The sequence below is a fragment of the Micromonospora yongxingensis genome, from assembly GCF_052601155.1.
Genome location: NZ_JBQXEO010000029.1, coordinates 1 through 17,110, shown reverse-complemented (window position 1 = coordinate 17,110; position 17,110 = coordinate 1). Strand labels below are relative to the sequence as shown.

The 17,110-nt window shown below is 69.4% G+C and carries 13 protein-coding genes; 9 read left to right on the top strand and 4 right to left on the bottom strand.

The features are described 5' to 3' along the window. Positions 1-27 precede the first annotated feature (27 nt). Complete coding sequence (locus ACTWLT_RS26910; RefSeq protein WP_445320736.1) at positions 28-984, bottom strand: hypothetical protein; 957 nt, start codon at positions 982-984, stop codon at positions 28-30. 193 nt (positions 985-1,177) lie between these two features. On the opposite strand from ACTWLT_RS26910, the gene ACTWLT_RS26905 reads away from it, so the two are divergent. Further along, entirely contained in the window at positions 1,178-1,576 is a 399-nt protein-coding gene (locus ACTWLT_RS26905) for an Imm32 family immunity protein (RefSeq protein WP_445320735.1), read from the top strand. A gap of 25 nt (positions 1,577-1,601) precedes the next feature. On the opposite strand, the gene ACTWLT_RS26900 is transcribed toward ACTWLT_RS26905, so the two are convergent. Together ACTWLT_RS26900 and ACTWLT_RS26895 are read right to left on the bottom strand one after the other, a co-directional pair. Further along, on the bottom strand, positions 1,602-2,456 hold the full coding sequence (locus ACTWLT_RS26900) for an alpha/beta fold hydrolase (protein WP_445320734.1): 855 nt from the start codon (positions 2,454-2,456) through the stop codon (positions 1,602-1,604). Between the two features lie 180 nt (positions 2,457-2,636). After that, on the bottom strand, positions 2,637-3,083 hold the full coding sequence (locus ACTWLT_RS26895) for a hypothetical protein (protein ID WP_445320733.1): 447 nt from the start codon (positions 3,081-3,083) through the stop codon (positions 2,637-2,639). 385 nt (positions 3,084-3,468) lie between these two features. On the opposite strand from ACTWLT_RS26895, the gene ACTWLT_RS26890 reads away from it, so the two are divergent. From ACTWLT_RS26890 to ACTWLT_RS26870, 5 genes are all read left to right on the top strand, one after another. Further along, positions 3,469-3,933 carry a hypothetical protein gene (locus ACTWLT_RS26890; protein ID WP_445320732.1) on the top strand — a complete coding sequence of 155 codons (465 nt, stop codon included), beginning with the start codon at positions 3,469-3,471 and terminating at the stop codon, positions 3,931-3,933. A 173-nt stretch (positions 3,934-4,106) separates the two neighbouring features. Continuing rightward, a complete protein-coding gene (locus tag ACTWLT_RS26885) occupies positions 4,107-5,288 on the top strand; it encodes a low temperature requirement protein A (protein WP_445320731.1) in 1,182 nt (393 codons plus the stop codon). A 370-nt stretch (positions 5,289-5,658) separates the two neighbouring features. Further along, complete coding sequence (locus ACTWLT_RS26880) at positions 5,659-6,150, top strand: DUF4231 domain-containing protein (RefSeq protein ID WP_445320730.1); 492 nt, start codon at positions 5,659-5,661, stop codon at positions 6,148-6,150. Between the two features lie 845 nt (positions 6,151-6,995). Continuing rightward, positions 6,996-7,451, top strand: coding sequence for a tyrosine-type recombinase/integrase (locus tag ACTWLT_RS26875; protein ID WP_445320729.1), 456 nt, complete (start codon positions 6,996-6,998; stop codon positions 7,449-7,451). A 199-nt stretch (positions 7,452-7,650) separates the two neighbouring features. Beyond that, entirely contained in the window at positions 7,651-8,454 is an 804-nt protein-coding gene (locus tag ACTWLT_RS26870) for an HAD family hydrolase (protein WP_252416168.1), read from the top strand. Positions 8,455-8,491: 37 nt separating this feature from the next. Here the strand turns inward: ACTWLT_RS26870 and ACTWLT_RS26865 are convergent, their stop codons facing one another. Continuing rightward, positions 8,492-9,238, bottom strand: a complete 747-nt coding sequence (locus ACTWLT_RS26865; protein WP_445320728.1) for a Fic family protein — start codon at positions 9,236-9,238, stop codon at positions 8,492-8,494. A 188-nt stretch (positions 9,239-9,426) separates the two neighbouring features. On the opposite strand from ACTWLT_RS26865, the gene acs reads away from it, so the two are divergent. The 3 genes from acs to ACTWLT_RS26850 all read left to right on the top strand — a co-directional run. Beyond that, complete coding sequence (acs, locus tag ACTWLT_RS26860; RefSeq protein ID WP_445320727.1) at positions 9,427-11,391, top strand: acetate--CoA ligase; 1,965 nt, start codon at positions 9,427-9,429, stop codon at positions 11,389-11,391. A 263-nt stretch (positions 11,392-11,654) separates the two neighbouring features. Then, the gene (locus ACTWLT_RS26855) at positions 11,655-14,450 is read left to right on the top strand and encodes an immune inhibitor A domain-containing protein (RefSeq protein ID WP_445320726.1); all 2,796 of its coding nucleotides are present in this window, start codon (positions 11,655-11,657) and stop codon (positions 14,448-14,450) included. A 374-nt stretch (positions 14,451-14,824) separates the two neighbouring features. Beyond that, on the top strand, positions 14,825-17,110 hold a 2,286-nt coding region (locus ACTWLT_RS26850; RefSeq protein WP_445320725.1), incomplete at its 3' end, for an immune inhibitor A domain-containing protein.

Sequence of the window (17,110 nt, the reverse complement as noted above, 5' to 3'; positions counted from 1 at the left end):
GGAAGGGGCATGATCGGGTCGGGACGGCTACGTGGTGGCGCCCGGGGCGAGGACGGTCACCGACTCGGGGAACGTCGTCACGAGGCGCCGGACATTGCGGCGAGGGTCGACGACCAGCAGCTCGGTGCCGGCCCCGGTCTCGCGCTGCACCACGGCGCCGTCGGCCACCACCCCTCGACACAACTGCCGGCCACCTGCGCCGGAAGGAGCTATCTCGATCCGGCCGGCGGCGACGCCGGAGGCCACATCGACGCCCAACAGCGCGACCGAGGGCGCCACCAGCATGCCCTCCGGAGCGCTGGCCGGCACCAGATCGGGTCGGCCGACCTCCACCCAGATGCTCGGTGGGCTCCCACCCCCGTGGATCAGCGCGAAGGGACCAGCCACCTCACCCGGCACGAGCTGACCCGGTACGACCACCGGCAGTGCCCGGCCCTCACCCGTCAGGATGTCCTTGAGCGTGACAGCCACCTCGTGCGGTGCGGACCCGACGAGCAGTGGTTTCGGATCGAACACCGCCAACTCCCGGCCGGCGATGAAGGCCACCACCGCGGCGGCTGGAGGGAGGGCCACGGTGAGCTGTCGTACCGTGCCGCCTGGCAACGCCATGGTCGCGAAGGTCCAGGCCGTGCCCGGCTTGCCCAGCAGGGCCGAGCGGCCGTCCGTGGACCACCGCAACAGCTCATGCTCCTCGGGAACCTCGTACTCCGTCACGGCCGACAGGTCCCTCAACCACCACCGGCCGTCCCGTTTCCCGCCCAGCCACCGCCCGTCCGGCGACAGGGACAGGTTGAGCGGTCCCGTGTCCGGGGGCGTACGGCCGACGCGGAAGTGCTCGCCGGACCGGGTCACCAGGTAGACGTCGTTCTGCTCGAACGTACGGCTGACGGGATTGAAGCTGTCGGCGTCGACGGCCCGGTGGTACATCAGCGCTGCCGGCCCCACCCCGTGGTCAGCCGGCAGGTCCGTGACCCGGGCAGGCACGGCGTAGATCGAATCGAGATTCGGTCGCGCCTGCGAAAGGCGCGCGGTGCATGACGCCTCGCTGCCTCAAGCGCTACATCGCCCGTGAAACCCACTCACTGCTAGCCACCGGCCCAGCAGCTGAGAATCATGGGCCCGCACAGCAACACTCCGGCACCGGCATGCGGTTCGACCCCGAGACGACGGAGACAACGTGAAGGCCCTCTTCTACCCGGCATTCGGCTACACCGACCTCTCCGGAACCGCAGACGAGTACCACGCCCTAGCCGCACTCATCTCGGCCGGAGGTGGAACCCGTGCGGCGGAGCACGATGCCATCGACCCCTTCGGCGGCACCGCCCTCAGCTGCGTCCGGATCTCAACCGCGGCCAACAGCATGGTCCTGATCTCGGTCGACCACGCCGACGGCGTACTCCAGATTGTCGGCGCCCCCGCCCCGCTGGCCATCTTCGCGTCGAACCTCGAATCCATGGCGACTGACGAGCACGGCGGCCACCTACACATCGAGTACTACCCAGATCACCCCTACCTGGCGCCAGCATCAGCCGATCTGGTCGTCAACAGCCCGCGCGGCGGTATGCCGACGCGGTAGCCCGACAGACAGTCCGTGATGGCGTCTACAGCGCGAGCATCGCTGCGGCGACCTCGTCGGCAGCCTCGTCGGGGATCGCGGTCGCGGCCTGTTCGAGCACGAGCAGCCGCGCGCCGGGGATCGCGCGCGCGAGTGCCTCGCCGTTGCCGACCGGGAAGAACGGGTCGCGACGACCGTGCACAACGAGCGCCGGTATCGCGAGTTCGGGCAGACGCTCCCGCCAGCGCGGCGTGCAGTCCAGCTTGGAGAACACCATGCCCATCTGGTTGGCCATCTGGACCGCGGGCTCCCTGCCGGGGGTGCGGTCGAAGATGCGCCCGGCGGTCGCGTGCGCTGCGGCGGGATCGTCGCCGAGGATCTCCGCGCCGGCAGCGGCGAATTCCGCCACGGCAGCGCGGTCGGACCAGTCGGGCATCGGGAGCGCGAACAGCCGGTTCATCGTCGCCGCGTCGTGGTCGGGCAGGTCGTCGTCGACCGGGCCCGGTGCGACGGGCCGCGTCCCGGCGAGGGTGAGTGCCGAGAACGCCTCCGGGTGGTCGAGCGCGGCGACCTGGGCGACCATGCCGCCGACGCCGATGCCCGCCAGGTGCGCCGGTCGGTCGTCGAGACCGCGGGCGAGCGCGGCCGCGTCGGCGGCGAGGTCGCGCAGCGTGTACGCCGGCGCCTCGGGGTCGACGGTCGTGGACGCGCCGGAGTCACGCAGGTCGTAGCGCACGACGTGACGTCCGCCGCGAGCGAGCGTCTCGCAGAGCGCGTCGGGCCAGGAGAGCATGGTCGTGCCGCCCGCGAGCAGCACGAGGGGCGCCGCCGCGTCGCCGAAGTGCTCGACCCCGAGCGTCACGCCCTCGGGCGTGCGGAACGAGTGGACCGTCGAGTGCATCGTCAACCTCCAGGACAGCCGCGTGACTGCGGCACACGCTACGCGCGCAACGTCGACCGCAGCCTCGCTGTCAGCACCAGCACCGACTCAGGAATCCGGCCAGAGCGCAGCTCGGAACCGTCGTGGACGAGCCGCGGACAGTGCCCACGCGACTCTGCCAAACCAACCTCGTCCGACTCATCAGGGCATGCCCGCGTATCGGAGCGGGATTGGAGGGCGGGGGCGACGCCACGAAACATGGGCCAGGATGGCGAAGGCGATCAGAAGTACCACCGCGATGAGGAGGATGAACCATCCGGAATGATCGCCCACCTCGCGCACTCTCAGGCAGGGGTCGCTCTTGGCGTAGTGAACACGAATGCGCTGACCGGTGCTCACAGCTTGGTTTGCGTCGACCGTGGCGCGCAGGCTTGATTCACACACCTCGCCACGGTTTGTAGTGAACCGGACCGTCAGGAAGGTTCTCGCACCGCGATGCTCGACCTCCAGCACGTCAGCCACTGCCTCTGATCCCCGACGTTCGTCTGTGATTGACCATGCGCCGATCACCGTTATCGAAGTCGCAAAGACGAGACTGAACATCGAGAACACCCGCAGGAAGGTTCGGCTTGGCCGTCGCCGGTTCATGGCCGGACTCTAGAACGGGCCAGCAACGAGGCTGGTGCGGTCAACAGAGTCACAACCGCCTACCCCCAAGGGCTCCGGATCTGGACCCGGCAAGCACGAACGGACAGCCAAGCCCTCGCCTGTTGCCGCCCTCCCATCTGCCGTCGACCCGCTCTCGGGGAGCGGGCGGCCACCAACCGCGCCCTCTGGCGCATCACCCCTCGTCCGCATGCGCTGCCACCAGCCCACGAAGGACTACGTCACCCGCCGCACGGCAGAGGGCAAGACCCAGACGGAGATCATGGGATGCCTCATGCGCTACATCGCCCGAGACGCCTACCGACTGCTCACAGCTGACCACCTAATTGAGTGTGCTTGAAGGCTCCGCAAGGATGATCATGTCCGAGTGAACTACCTGCTCTGGAACGATGTCGCCGAATGGTTCGCGTCCGACTGCTCGTCACTTGAGGCCTACATCCTCGACGCCGGTGAGACCGACTGGCAACGGGCGATCGACCTCGTGAGATCCCAGGGATGGCGGTTCGACTACACGGTCGAAGACCACTCCCTGCCACTACCGCAGCAGGTCGCTGAGATCTTCGCCCGCACCTCCGAGGCGTTCGTCAACCTGCGCATCTGGCCAGCGCCCGACCTGCGGGTCAATACCCACTTCTTCAGCGAAGACGAGGTCGTGTTCGACTTCGACCGCGACGATCTACAGGGCCAGCACCAACTGGACCTCCTGTGCTGCTTCATGCGCAGCCTCGGACGGCACCTCGGAAAGCCAGTGCGCCTCACACCGGAGGACAACCCGCAGCACCCTTTGATCATCTACTCAGCCACGGATGATCGGATCTCCCTGACCGCTTGACGGAAATAGGAGCGTCCACCTCGCCGGCAGCCGGCTGTCCGGCCTCGCCCGTCGCCCGTCCGCGTAACGCGGGTCGCTTGACCCTGTCACGGCAGCACGTCCGCGGTCACCGCCGCTACCGCATGTCAGAATGCACCCAAACCTGGAGCAGAGCTGGCAGAACGGGCGAGCCGATGACGACGAGCAGGGCGGCCGGGCTGGTGCGGAAAGCCGGGGACCCGGAGCGGGCCACGTTCCTGGAACTCTTCTTCGACCTGGTGTTTGTCCTCGCGCTCGCTCAGCTCTCGCGCGGCCTGGCCGAGGATCTCGGGTGGAGCGGTGCCTTCCGGACGCTGGTGCTGTTGGGTGCCATGTGGTGGGTCTGGTCCAGCACCGCGTGGCTGACCGACCGGACGGACCCGCAACGACCGGTAATCCAGGCGCTCGTCATCGCGACCATGGTCGGCAGCCTGGTGATGGCGGCCGCGGTGCCCGAGGCATTCGGCGACACGGGCCTGATCTTCGCGGGCGCCTACGTCGCCATCCAGCTCGGCCGCGGGCTCGTCCTCGTGGCCGTTCTGCGTAACCACGAACTGCAGCGCCACGCCATGCGCGGGCTGTTCTGGTACGGCCTGTCGGCGCTGCCGTGGATCGCGGGGGCGCTCGTGGACGGCACGGCGCGTGGGGCGTTGTGGGCACTCGCGGTGGTCCTTGACCACACCGCAGGCAGAATCGGCTTCCCCACCCCGGGGGCGGGCCGTACGCCCAGCCGAGACCTTGTGATCTCGGGCGAGCACCTGTCCGAGCGCTACCGGCAGTTCTTCATCATCGCGCTCGGCGAGCTGATCCTGGTGACCGGACTGGCGCTGAGCAGCAGCGGCTTCGCGCCGTACGGGGCCGCCGCGTTCGCGGTGTCGATCGCGACCACCGTGCTGCTGTGGCGGATCTACATCTACCGCGCCGGACAGGTCCTGGCGGGAGCGATCGCCGTGTCCGCCGACCCGGTCCGCCTCGCCCGATCGGCGTCATACGCCCACCTGGTGATGGTGGCCGGCGTGGTCGCTGTAGCCGTCGGCGACGAACTTGTCATCGCCCATCCACTCGGGCACACCCCACCGGCCTGGATCGCCGTCATCCTCGGCGGACCCGCGCTGTACCTGGCCGGGCGCGCCCGCTTCGAGCACACGGTATTCGGCCGCGTGTCCCGGTCCCGACCGATCGGCGTCCTTGCGCTGGCCGCACTGACGCCAGCGATGCTCCCCCTGCCGCCAGTCGTGGTCGCCGCCGCCGCAGCCCTCGTCCTGACCGGGATCGCCATGTCCGACGCAGCCCGCGCCCGCGGACGCCCGCCTGAGCCGCCGTCACCACCCGGCTAGCCGGAAGTGTCACCCATGTCTTGAGGCTGTTCTGTCACGCAGGTCCTGAGACCCGACATCGCCGGCAGCCGGCCGACTCACCTCGAGGGCTGCGGACCTGCTGTGGCGCGCTTACCCCGGAAAGGGACGACCCCCGTCGGGGGATCCGGGTCCGTTGTACCGACTAGGGTCGGACGGTCTCGTCGGACGGGTCGACACAGGGCCGCTTCTCGTCGATTGGCGTCGCTGGCCGACCCTGGCCGTAGGTGTTGCTGCCTTCAGGCTGCCTCGCGGTACCGCTGGATCGCCTGCGCGGCTCGCGGTCCAGATGATCCGTCAGCGTTACGGAGCTGAGGGCAGCGGCTCTGGCGGCGTGCGCGAGGATGAATACATGCCGAATGCGAACGAGTTGCAGGCTCGACAGGATCGGGCACTGGCACGCTGGGAGTACCTCCAGAGCAATTGGCGCCGACGCGCCAGGGTCAACAAAGGCACCTCGATGCTCCTGGTCTACCTCAGCGTGTCCCTGGCAATCTCCGCCACCGTGTTGGCGACGGCGCCGGCCGTTCCGAAGTGGTTGATCGCTGCCGTCAGTGGCGGTACTGCCCTCGCGACGACCCTGCTGGCTGCTACCAAGGCTCAGGAGCACTGGGCGCTCGCTCGGTCGATACAGAACCAGCTACATGCCGAGCGCTTTCTCTACGAGCAACAGGCTGGCCGTTACGCCCTCGCGAGCGCTTCGACTGACGAAGCGCGAACTCGGCTCTTCTCGGAACGCATCACCGAAATTGCATTGGCGGCTCATGACTCCTGGGCAACCCGGATAGTCACCACGCCCGCTCCCGTCGCGGCTGCACCTGCCTCGGCACCACCCGTAACCTGATCCACTGAGCCGATGGTCGACGGGATAATCGAGAGCCGGTCCGGCATCTGGCGGGTTCTCACGGAGGCGGTCCGGCGGGAGTCCAACCGCCGGCAGCGGTATCAGCGCTGATCGTGGCACTGCTGGCCCTTCAGGGTCGCTGACCTGTGGCTGAGTGAGCCCCGCCAGAGACTCGAACCCTGAACCCCTCTCGCCTGGCGTCGACCACGAGCCCTGCCACGCCCGCCGTCTGCTGGGCCCGCCACGAGTCCGGGGACCAGTGCTACCAACTGCTGTCGATGATCCTCCGGACGGTCGGTTTAGGCCCGACTGATCGCCACCAACCCCGCCGAAGGCGGTAAAGCTGCCACGCGACTGGTCCCGCGACGTCAAACCGGTCACGATCAGCCGGGAAGACTCCTTCGGCCGGCTGCTACCCGCCGTCCCACCTCGACACCGGGGCATCATCTCCGCCGCCGCCGGGGCGGGGCTCCGCTGGGGCGAGTGCGCCGGGCTGACGTGGTCCTCGGACCTCGACCGGGCATCGCTGCGGGTGGTCCAGGTGGCCGAGGAGACCCACGGCGGGATCGTCCTGTGCCCGTACCCGAAGAGCCGCGCGCCGGGGTCCGAACCGTGCCGCTGCCCACCCTCCTTCTGGCCGTGCTCCGTGAGCTGCACGCCGCCGCCGACGAACCGGACCCGCGCACGCTCGTCTTCCGCGACCGGGTCGGTCGCCCACTGCGGCGGTCGAACTCCCGGCGTCGGATCTGGCTGCCCTCGCTCGTGCGCGCCGACTGCTCGGCCAAGTCGTCAACACCGGCCCACACCGGTACCGCGCGACCTGGCCGGACCGGGAGGGGCATCGAGTGGTCGGCGGAGTTCCCACCGAACGGGAAGCGGTCGCCTGCGTGGCGGCCAAGGCCGTCGGCGGGATGCGGTTCCACGACCTGCGGCACGCCTACGCCACCTGGCTGGTCACCGACGGCGTGCCGATCAACCTGGTGCAGCGGGTCATGGGCCACGAACAGGCCTCCACGACCCTCAACCGGTACACCCATACCCCGGACGACTGCGCCGCCCGCGTCCTGGAGGCGTTCGACCGCTCTGCTGCCTCCGGCCGGAAAAACGCCCTCGAACACCGCTTCGACGGGAACGGAGACGACTTGTGGCCTGCTGTGGCGCGCTTACCCCGGAAAGGGACGACCCCCGTCGGGGGGAGACGGGGGTCGTCGAAAGGTTCGGCTCCGGGGGGGTCGAGCCGAACCACTCAGCGGTCACGGGGGGTGCAACCGCCGAGGGTCTGTCTGTTTTCGGAGATATGAAAACTCGTCGTGCGAACAAGTCTGCCTGAGCGGGCCCGTCACGTCGAGTGGTGTCGACCCCACTCACTGCGAAAATCTCCTTGCGGAGTGTGAGCGCGGTCACGCCGAGTGGAGGTGGTGGCGCCGGCCCGCAGGTCCGAGGGGTGGCCTGACCCCGGGCACCCGCCGACGATAGACCATCCGGCTAGACTTTCGCGCCGTGGGCCGAAGTGCCGCTTTCTTCGATCTGGACAAGACCGTCATCGCCAAGTCGAGCGCCCTGGCGTTCGGTCGGCCGTTCTACCGGGACGGGCTGATCACCCGGCGTGACGTGGTCAAGTCGGCGTACGCGCAGCTGATGTTCCGGCTGGGCGGCACCGACGAGCAGACCATGGCCCGAACACGGGACTACCTGGCTGCGCTCTGCAAGGGCTGGCAGGTGGAGCAGGTCCGCCAGATCGTCGCGGAGACACTGCACGAGCTGATCAACCCCTACGTGTACGCCGAGGCCGCCGCGCTGATCGAGGAGCACCAGGCGGCCGGGCGGGACGTGGTGCTGGTCTCCGCTTCCGGTGAGGAGATGGTCCGGCCGATCGGCGAGTTGCTCGGGGTGACGGACGTGATCGCCACCCGGATGACGGTGCGGGACGGCCGGTACAGCGGTGAGGTCGAGTTCTACGCGGCCGGCCCGAGCAAGGTCGAGGCGGTCGGTGAGTTGGCCGCCGCGCGCGGCTACGACCTGGCCGAGTCGTACGCCTACTCCGACTCGTACAGCGACCGTCCCCTCCTGGAGTGCGTCGGGCATCCGAGCGTGGTCAACCCGGACCGTCAGTTGCGCAAGCTGGCTTCTGAGAACGCCTGGCCGGTGCTGGAGTTCCGGCACCCGATCCCGCTGGGGCGTCGGCTGCGGGAGCGGCCCGCCGTCCCGGTCGCCGCGGCGGCACTGGGGGTGGGTGTGGGCGTGGCCATCGGCATCGCCTGGTACGGGCGGCACCGTCGCACCCGCGCCGCCGCCACCGCCTGACCTCCGCACCCGGATCGAGGGGGCGGGACAGCGGGGCTCAGGCGGCGGCGAGGATCTCGTCGCCGATGACGGTGAGCTGGTCGGCGCCAACCTCCACGGCTGACATGTAGTGGCGCAGCCAGGAGCGCAGCCCGTCCGGGGTGCCGGTGGCGAAGGCGCCGGCCGAGCCGACGTACTCCGGTTCGCGCTCGCGGTGGCCGACGTCGACGGCGAGCAGGCCGCGCGGGTCGAGGCCGCTGGCGAGCAGCACGAGGCGCGCGGCGCCCCGGGCCACCACGCCGGACGGACCGGCGAACGGGCGCAGGTTCAGCAGTTCCCCGTGGACCACGGCGGCGAGCACCAGCGGGGAGACCTTCGTGCCGCCGGCGACCAGGCCGGCGAGCCCGTCAAGCCGGGCGGCGACCACCGGGTCGGCGACGGGCCGGCCCAGCTCGTTCTCCGGCACCATGTCGCGGGCGGCGAGCACGTGCAGCTTCGCGAGGGCCTGGCGGGGGGCCTTCGGCCAGAGTTCGCTGAGCCCGGGCAGCGCCCCGGCGACCCGCAGCGCCCCCTGGAGCACCGGGTCGGTGACCGTGCCGGCGCGGACGGCCTCACGATCGTGGGTGGCCCCTTCGAGGGCGGCGCTCGCCACGGCGGACCGGAGGCTGACCTCGGCCGCGACCTGGCCGCCGTGCCGGCGCAGCGCGCGGTGGCCGAGCGCCTGGTCGAACCGCTCGCGGGCCCGCTCGACGGCGGGGGTGATGTCGGCGAGCGCGAGCAGCGGGGCGAGCGGGTCGGTGGTCACCCCGCCACGCTAGCGACCCGGCCTGGCCTGCCGGGTCGCACCCGGCCGTAACGCGACCCCGGCCACCGTCGGGCGCGCGGCGGGGGCCGCTCGGCGCGACGGACCGGGCAGCCGTGGCCGGCGGGGGGCCCCACGACTACCCTCGTGCCCAGCGAGACGCAGGTCACCCGAGGACGAGGAGTCACGGCATGAGCGAGGCATTGGCCAATCTGCTGAACGAGACGCGCCAGTTCCCCCCGCCGGCCGAACTCGCCGCGCACGCCAACGTCACCGCCGACGCGTACGCCGAGGCCGACGCCGACCGGCTCGCGTTCTGGGCGAAGCAGGCCGACCGGCTGGCCTGGTCGAAGAAGTGGGACGAGGTGCTCGACTGGTCGAACCCGCCGTTCGCGAAGTGGTTCGTCGGTGGGCAGCTCAACGTGGCGTACAACTGCCTGGACCGGCACGTCGAGGCGGGCCGCGGCGACAAGGTCGCCATCCACTGGGAGGGCGAGCCCGGCGACACCCGCACCATCACCTACGCCGAGCTGCACGAGCTGACCTGCCGTGCGGCCAACGCGTTGACCGACCTCGGCGTGGCGGCCGGCGACCGGGTGGCCATCTACCTGCCGATGATCCCGGAGGCGGCGGTCGCGATGCTGGCCTGCGCCCGGATCGGCGCGGCGCACAGCGTGGTCTTCGGCGGCTTCTCCGCCGACTCGCTGAGCAACCGCATCCAGGACGCCAGCGCCAAGGTGGTGATCACCGCCGACGGCGGCTACCGGCGGGGCAAGCCGTCGGCGCTGAAGCCGACCGTGGACGAGGCCGTGGCGAACTGCCCGTCGATCGAGCACGTCCTGGTGGTCCGCCGTACCGGCGAGGACGTGGCGTGGTCGGAGAAGGACCTCTGGTGGCACGAGGCGGTGGAGACCGCGTCGGCCGAGCACACCGCACAGCCGTTCGACGCCGAGCACCCGCTGTTCATCCTCTACACCAGCGGCACGACGGCCCGCCCGAAGGGCATCCTGCACACCACGGGCGGCTACCTCACGCAGGCGTCGTACACGACGCACGCGGTCTTCGACCTGAAGCCCGAGACGGACGTCTACTGGTGCACCGCCGACATCGGCTGGGTCACCGGCCACTCCTACATCGTGTACGGCCCGCTCTCCAACGGCGCCACCCAGGTGATGTACGAGGGCACCCCGGACACCCCGCACAAGGGCCGGTTCTGGGAGATCGTCGACAGGTACGGCGTCACCATCCTCTACACCGCCCCGACCCTGATCCGGACGATGATGAAGTGGGGCGACGACATCCCCGCCGGCTTCGACCTGTCCTCGCTGCGGTTGCTGGGCAGCGTCGGTGAGCCGATCAACCCGGAGGCGTGGATCTGGTACCGGCAGCACGTCGGCCGGGGCGAGCTGCCCGTCGTGGACACCTGGTGGCAGACCGAGACGGGCGCCATCATGATCTCGCCCCTGCCCGGGGTGACGGCGGCCAAGCCGGGCTCGGCGATGACCCCGCTGCCGGGCATCGTGGCCGACGTGGTGGACGACCAGGGCCAGTCGGTGCCCAACGGCGGTGGCGGCTACCTGGTGCTGCGTGAGCCGTGGCCGTCGATGCTGCGCACCATCTGGGGTGACGACAACCGGTTCCTGGAGACGTACTGGAGCCGGTTCCAGGGCATGTACTTCGCCGGCGACGGGGCGAAGAAGGACGACGACGGGCACATCTGGCTGCTCGGCCGGGTGGACGACGTGATGCTGGTGTCCGGGCACAACATCTCCACGACGGAGGTGGAGTCGGCGCTGGTGTCGCACCCGTCGGTGGCCGAGGCGGCCGTGGTGGGCGCGACCGACCCGACCACCGGTCAGGCGATCGTCGCGTTCGCCATTCCGCGCGGCAGCGCGGACGTCGCGGGCGAGGCGGGCGAGGCGCTGATCGCGGAGCTGCGCAACCACGTGGCGAAGGCGCTGGGCCCGATCGCCAAGCCCAGGCAGATCATGCTTGTGCCGGAGCTGCCGAAGACCCGCTCGGGCAAGATCATGCGCCGGTTGCTGCGGGACGTCGCGGAGAACCGGTCGCTGGGCGACGTGACCACGCTGCAGGACTCGTCGGTGATGGAGCTGATCTCCTCAGGGATGAGCGGCACCAAGTCCGACGAGGACTGACGGCAGGCGTACACCCCGGTGGGTGGCGGTCCGGACGGACCGTCACCCACCGTCGTCTTATGTGGAGAGTACGGCCGGCAGCACCTGCTCAGCTGGCCGGTCGGTCGGTGAACCGCGCCGATCATCCGGATAACGCATCCATCACGTTCCTGCCCATCGACGCGTTTCTCATTTAGTTTCACGAACGTCGGCAGGTCTCGATGCGCCCCGTCGCGCCCGTGGCCGGCCGACTCCCTCCGCCCATGCCCGAGAAACGGAGCGGCATGAACAGAAACTCCCATCCGGGGTCGCGCCGACGACTACTCGTCGCGCTACCCGCCATCGCCCTCGCAGCCACGTCACTGACCGTGACCGGCAGCGCGGCGGCCCAGTCGTCGTCCCCCACCCCCCGGGCGGTGATCGGGGCCGATGAGCACTACATCAACTACGCCGAGCCCGAGGTGCAGCCGGACACCACCGGCCGCGAGGTCAAGGGCAAGGGTGGCGTCTACGCCCCCGCCGTCGACGACGCGCGCGCGTTCGACCAGAAGCACGCCCGGGGCAACCCGGTGACCGCCAGGCAACTGGCGAAGATCGAAGCCAAGTCGATCAAGACCGGCAAGAACCCCCGGCAGATCAAGCAGGCGCCGACCACGCAGACGGCGAAGCTGCTGACGCTGCTGGTGGAGTTCAACGACCAGGCGAACGACGACTTCACCGGCGTGATGGTGCCGAAGACGGTGTTCGAGGACCGCACCTGCGTCCCCGGCACCGTGCAGAACGGCCCGAAGCACAACAACATCCCGAACCCGGCGACCCTGCCGCACGAGGACAACAACTCGATGTGGGTGCCGGACTTCTCGCCGGCCCACTACGACAAGATGCTCTACAGCAAGAAGGGCATCACCGAGCGGGTCCGCAAGGATCTGCGGGGCCCGGACGGCAAGCGCGGCATCGACATCTCCGGCCGCACGATGCACAACATGTACCTGGAGATGTCCAAGAACGCGTACACGGTCGACGGGCAGGCCAGCCCGTGGATCACCGTGCCGCACTCGGAGGGCTGGTACGCCGCCAACCGCTGCACCCAGGACGAGAACGGCAACTGGGTTCCCGGCCGGGAGCAGTCGATGAACGGCCACCCGGACAACCCGGCCGGCGCGGGGCGGCTGGCGACCGACGCCATCGACGCGCTCGCCGCGAAGGACCCGAGCTTCCCGTGGGCCGACTACGACATCGAGGACCAGGCCGACCGCGACGGTGACGGCAACGTCTTCGAGCCGGACGGCGTGATCGACCACCTCGTCCTGGTGCACGCCGGGCAGGGCAAGTCCCGTGGCGGCGGCGACCAGGGTGTGTACGCCGTCTGGGCGCACTCCTCCTCGGTCGCCGGTGGCTACGACATCCCGGGCACCAACCTCCAGGTGTCGAACTACATCGTGCAGCCGGAGGACGCCGGCGTCGGCGTCTTCGCGCACGAGTTCGGTCACGACCTGGGTCTGCCGGACCTCTACGACACCTCCGGCAACGCCGACTCCGACGTGGACTTCTGGGACCTGATGGCCTCCGGTTCGCACTCGGGTGAGATCTTCCAGGCGCTGCCGACGCACATGGGCATCTGGGACAAGTGGGTGCTCGGCTGGGCCGACCCGCTCACCATCCGTCCCGGGTCGAACTCGCGCGAGGTGAAGCTCGGGCAGACCAGCCGTACGCCGATCGACTCCGAGGACGGCATCAAGGTCGACCTGCCGGACAAGGTGACCACGCTGGCCACGCCGCACAGCGGCACGAAGATGTGGCACAGCAACAACGACCAGGAGTGGGCCGACGTCAAGCTGGGCCGCGCGGTCGACGTGCCGGCGGCGGCGGACGCCAAGTTCTGGATGTGGAACAACTACATCATCGAGGAGGACTGGGACTACGGGTTCGTCGAGATCTCGACGAACGGCGGGACGTCCTGGACCGAGGCGAAGGTGTACGACGAGGCCGGCAACGTGGTCACCACGCCCGACGGCTACCCGGACCCGAACGGCCGGATGAACGACTTCGGCGGCAAGAAGTACGGCCTGACCGGCAGCACCGACGGCTGGCGTCACGACTACGTCGACCTGTCGGCGTACGCCGGGACGACGATCCAGCTGCGGCTCCGGCTGGCCACCGACGAGGCGTTCGAGGAGCGCAACTGGTTCGCCGACGACTTCTCGGTCACCGGCGGCGGTGCCACCACGTGGAGTGACGACGTCGAGGGTGGCGCCAACGGCTGGACGGCCACCGGCGGCACCTGGGTGGACACCACCGGCGCGGGCTGGAAGGTCAGCAGCGGCACCGAGAATCACGCCCACTACTACCTGGCCGAGTGGCGCAACTTCGACGGCTTCGACAAGGGCCTGAAGTACGCATACGACACGATCTACTCGCACGACGCGTGGAAGGTCGACCGGATCTCGTACAACGCGCCGGGCATGCTGGTCTGGTACCGGGACACCGCGCTCGGCGACGTCAACCACGTCACCGGGCAGATGACCGCCCTGCCCAGCTACGGCGCGAAGGGCGGCCTGCTCATCGTCGACTCGCACTTCGACCCGTACCGGCGTACGGGCGAGGCGGCCGTGAAGGACCCGTCGGTGACGGACAACCTGCCCAGCCGTCCGCAGTCGGCGAACGCGGCGTTCTCGCTGAAGCCGACGTACCCCTTCACCGAGTGCCTGGAGGCGGCGGACGAGCCGTACAGCGAGTACTGCACCAAGTTCCGGTCCCAGCCGTCGGTGAAGAGCTTCACCGACGCCAAGACCTGGTACCCCGGCATCGAGATGCGGGACGGTGCCGCGTACGCGCGGGACAACGACGCCTCGGTGGTGCTCCCGTCGCGGAACAACGCGCCGTACACCACCCGGGTCACCCACCCGGACGGCAGCCCGGCGCCGGAGTTCTACGGCGTGACCCTGGGCGGCGGCGCCATCGTGCTTGGCACCGGTAACCCCGGTGACCAGGGCGTCAACTACGGGGTCTCGCTCACCGTCAAGAAGGCGGCACGGGACAACTCGTCCGCCACGGTGTACGTGACCTCGGCGAGGAACTGAAGCAACTGGTCCGTCGTCCGACGGACCAGCGGGCGGCCCGCTCGGAGCACGACGCTCCGGGCGGGCCGTTCCGCGTTCGGGCCCGGCGCGCCGCGTGACGTTACCGCCGGGTTCGGCGCTCCACTTCCAGGGACCTCATAATCCCGACCGGAAATGGATGATCTTGATAGAACCGTAATGTAAATAGTCGCCTGAGGCTACGACTATTTGGTCGTGTTTTGTCCCCTCAAATCTCTCCAAAACCCGCCAGTGGCCCACCTGATCGACTCGTGACAACCGCCCGAACCGTCTGCAAGGGTGAGTGGCGCATCTCATGACAGTGATCGCTTCGGTGACCCCTGCCATGTAACACAGGTCCACAAAGGAGGAGACCTTTGAGGAGACGAGTCACAGCCGGTCTGGCCACTGCCACGGCCGCGCTGCTGGCGGCGGGAGTCGTGGCGACGCCGGCCTCCGGCGCCCCGGCGGCGGGCCCGACCCCCGGTTCCGACAAGGCTAAGCAGGGCAGGGACAACCTCCCGGATCCGATGGCGGATCAGCAGCGGGAGGTCCGGAAGCAGGCCATCGCCGACCTGCTCGCCGGCAAGGCCAAGCTCCAGACGCGCAACGGCTCGAAGGTCATCCAGGTCAAGGACGACCTGTTCGTCGAGTACCAGCAGCCGCCGAAGACCGACCCCATCTTCACGATGCTGGTCAACTTCGGCACGCAGACCGACCCCCGCACCGGCGGCACCCCCGGCCCCGTGGTCAACCAGATCCCGGAGCCGGACCGCAACTGGGACGGCAACGCCACCGACGACAACAGCACCCTCTGGCGGCCCGACTTCCACCGGGAGCACTACCAGGAGATGTTCTACGGTGACGGCGAGTCGATGCGGGACTTCTACCTGAAGCAGTCCGGCGGCCGGTACACCGTCAGCGGCGATGTCACCGACTGGGTGACCGTGCCGTTCAACGAGGCGCGGTACGGCAGCAACGCCATCCCGGAGAGCGACGGCTCCTGGAACTTCGTCAAGGACAGCGCCACCTCCTGGTACGAGTCGCAGGTCGAGGCGGGCAAGACCCCGGAGCAGATCAAGCAGTACCTGGCCCAGTTCGACATCTGGGACCGGTACGACTTCGACGGCGACGGGGACTTCAACGAGGCCGACGGCTACATCGACCACTTCCAGGCGGTGCACGCGGGCGAGGGCGAGGAGGCCGGCGGCGGCGCCCAGGGCGAGGACGCCATCTGGTCGCACCGCTGGGCGGCGTACCCCAACCTGGCCGGCACCGCCGGCCCGACCGGCAACAAGGCCGGCGGTGTGCAGATCGGTGACACGGGGATGTGGATCCGCGACTACACCACCGAGCCGGAGAACGGCGGGTTGGGCGTCTTCGCCCACGAGTACGGCCACGACCTGGGCCTGCCGGACCTCTACGACACCGCAGGCGGCGACAACGGCGTCGGCTTCTGGAGCCTGATGTCCTCCGGTTCGTGGCTGAGCCACGGCACCGACGACATCGGCTCGACCCCGGGCTACATGGACCCGTGGTCGAAGCTCTTCCTCGGCTGGCTCAACCACTCCACCGTCGAGTACGGCAAGGGCACCACCCAGGTGACCCTCGGCCCGGCCGGTGACAGTGACGGGCCGAAGGCCCAGGCGGTGGTCGTCAACCTGCCGTCGCAGACCCAGACGACCAGCTACAACACGCCGTACGGCGGGTCGAACGAGTGGTGGGGCGGCAGCGCCGACGACCTGAACACCACGCTGACCCGTCAGCTGGACCTGACCGGTACGACCACCGCGTCGATCACCGCGAAGGCCTGGTACGACATCGAGGAGGACTACGACTACCTCTACGCAGAGGTGTCGACCGACGGTGGCGCGAGCTGGACGGCGCTCACCAACTCGCTGGTGGACGCCGGCGAGACCGGGGTGGACGGCTCCACCAGCGGCAGCTGGGTGGACCTGGGCTACGACCTGTCGGCGTACGCCGGGCAGACGGTGCAGTTCCGCTACCGCTACCAGTCCGACGGCGGGGTGCACCTCGCCGGCGCGTTCCTGGACAACGTCTCGCTGGTCAAGGGCGGTGCCACCGCCTGGACCGACGACGCGGAGACCCTGGCTGCGGAGTGGACCGCCAAGGGCTTCACCCGGATGGGTGGCGCGGTGACCGCCACGTACCCCCGCTTCTACATCGCGGAGAACCGCAGCTACGTCGGCTACGACGACACCCTGCGGACCGGTGGGTACAACTACGGCTTCACCAACACCCGGCCGAACTGGGTGGAGCGGTTCGCGAACCAGCCCGGCATGCTGGTCTGGTACGTGAACTACGCCTACGGCGACAACAACACCTCGGAGCACCCGGGCTTCGGCCTGAACCTCCCGGTGGACGTCCGTCCGGGAGCGATCACGGTCAAGGGCCAGGGCACGATCACCAACCGACGCAACGGCTTCGACGGCACCTTCAGCCGATTCGCCAAGCCCGCGCAGACCTTCCACCTCAACGGGGTGGCGGCCACGCTGCCGACGCTGAAGGCCAACCCGGTCTTCGACGACAGCGCGGTGAACCGCTACTGGACGCCGGGCAACGAGCAGAACTCGGTCAAGGTGGCGGGAAGCGGCACCCGGATCGAGATCGTCAAGCAGGGCACGCAGCCCACCGATGAGATG

What these genes read in the sequence shown, in the direction of transcription:
- ACTWLT_RS26900 (WP_445320734.1), bottom strand. Translation starts at nt 2,456, where the DNA reads ATGCACTCGACGGTCCACTCGTTCCGCACGCCCGAGGGCGTGACGCTC.
- ACTWLT_RS26895 (WP_445320733.1), bottom strand. Translation starts at nt 3,083, where the DNA reads ATGAACCGGCGACGGCCAAGCCGAACCTTCCTGCGGGTGTTCTCGATG.
- ACTWLT_RS26885 (WP_445320731.1), top strand. Translation starts at nt 4,107, where the DNA reads ATGACGACGAGCAGGGCGGCCGGGCTGGTGCGGAAAGCCGGGGACCCG.
- ACTWLT_RS26880 (WP_445320730.1), top strand. Translation starts at nt 5,659, where the DNA reads ATGCCGAATGCGAACGAGTTGCAGGCTCGACAGGATCGGGCACTGGCA.
- acs (WP_445320727.1), top strand. Translation starts at nt 9,427, where the DNA reads ATGAGCGAGGCATTGGCCAATCTGCTGAACGAGACGCGCCAGTTCCCC.
- ACTWLT_RS26855 (WP_445320726.1), top strand. Translation starts at nt 11,655, where the DNA reads ATGAACAGAAACTCCCATCCGGGGTCGCGCCGACGACTACTCGTCGCG.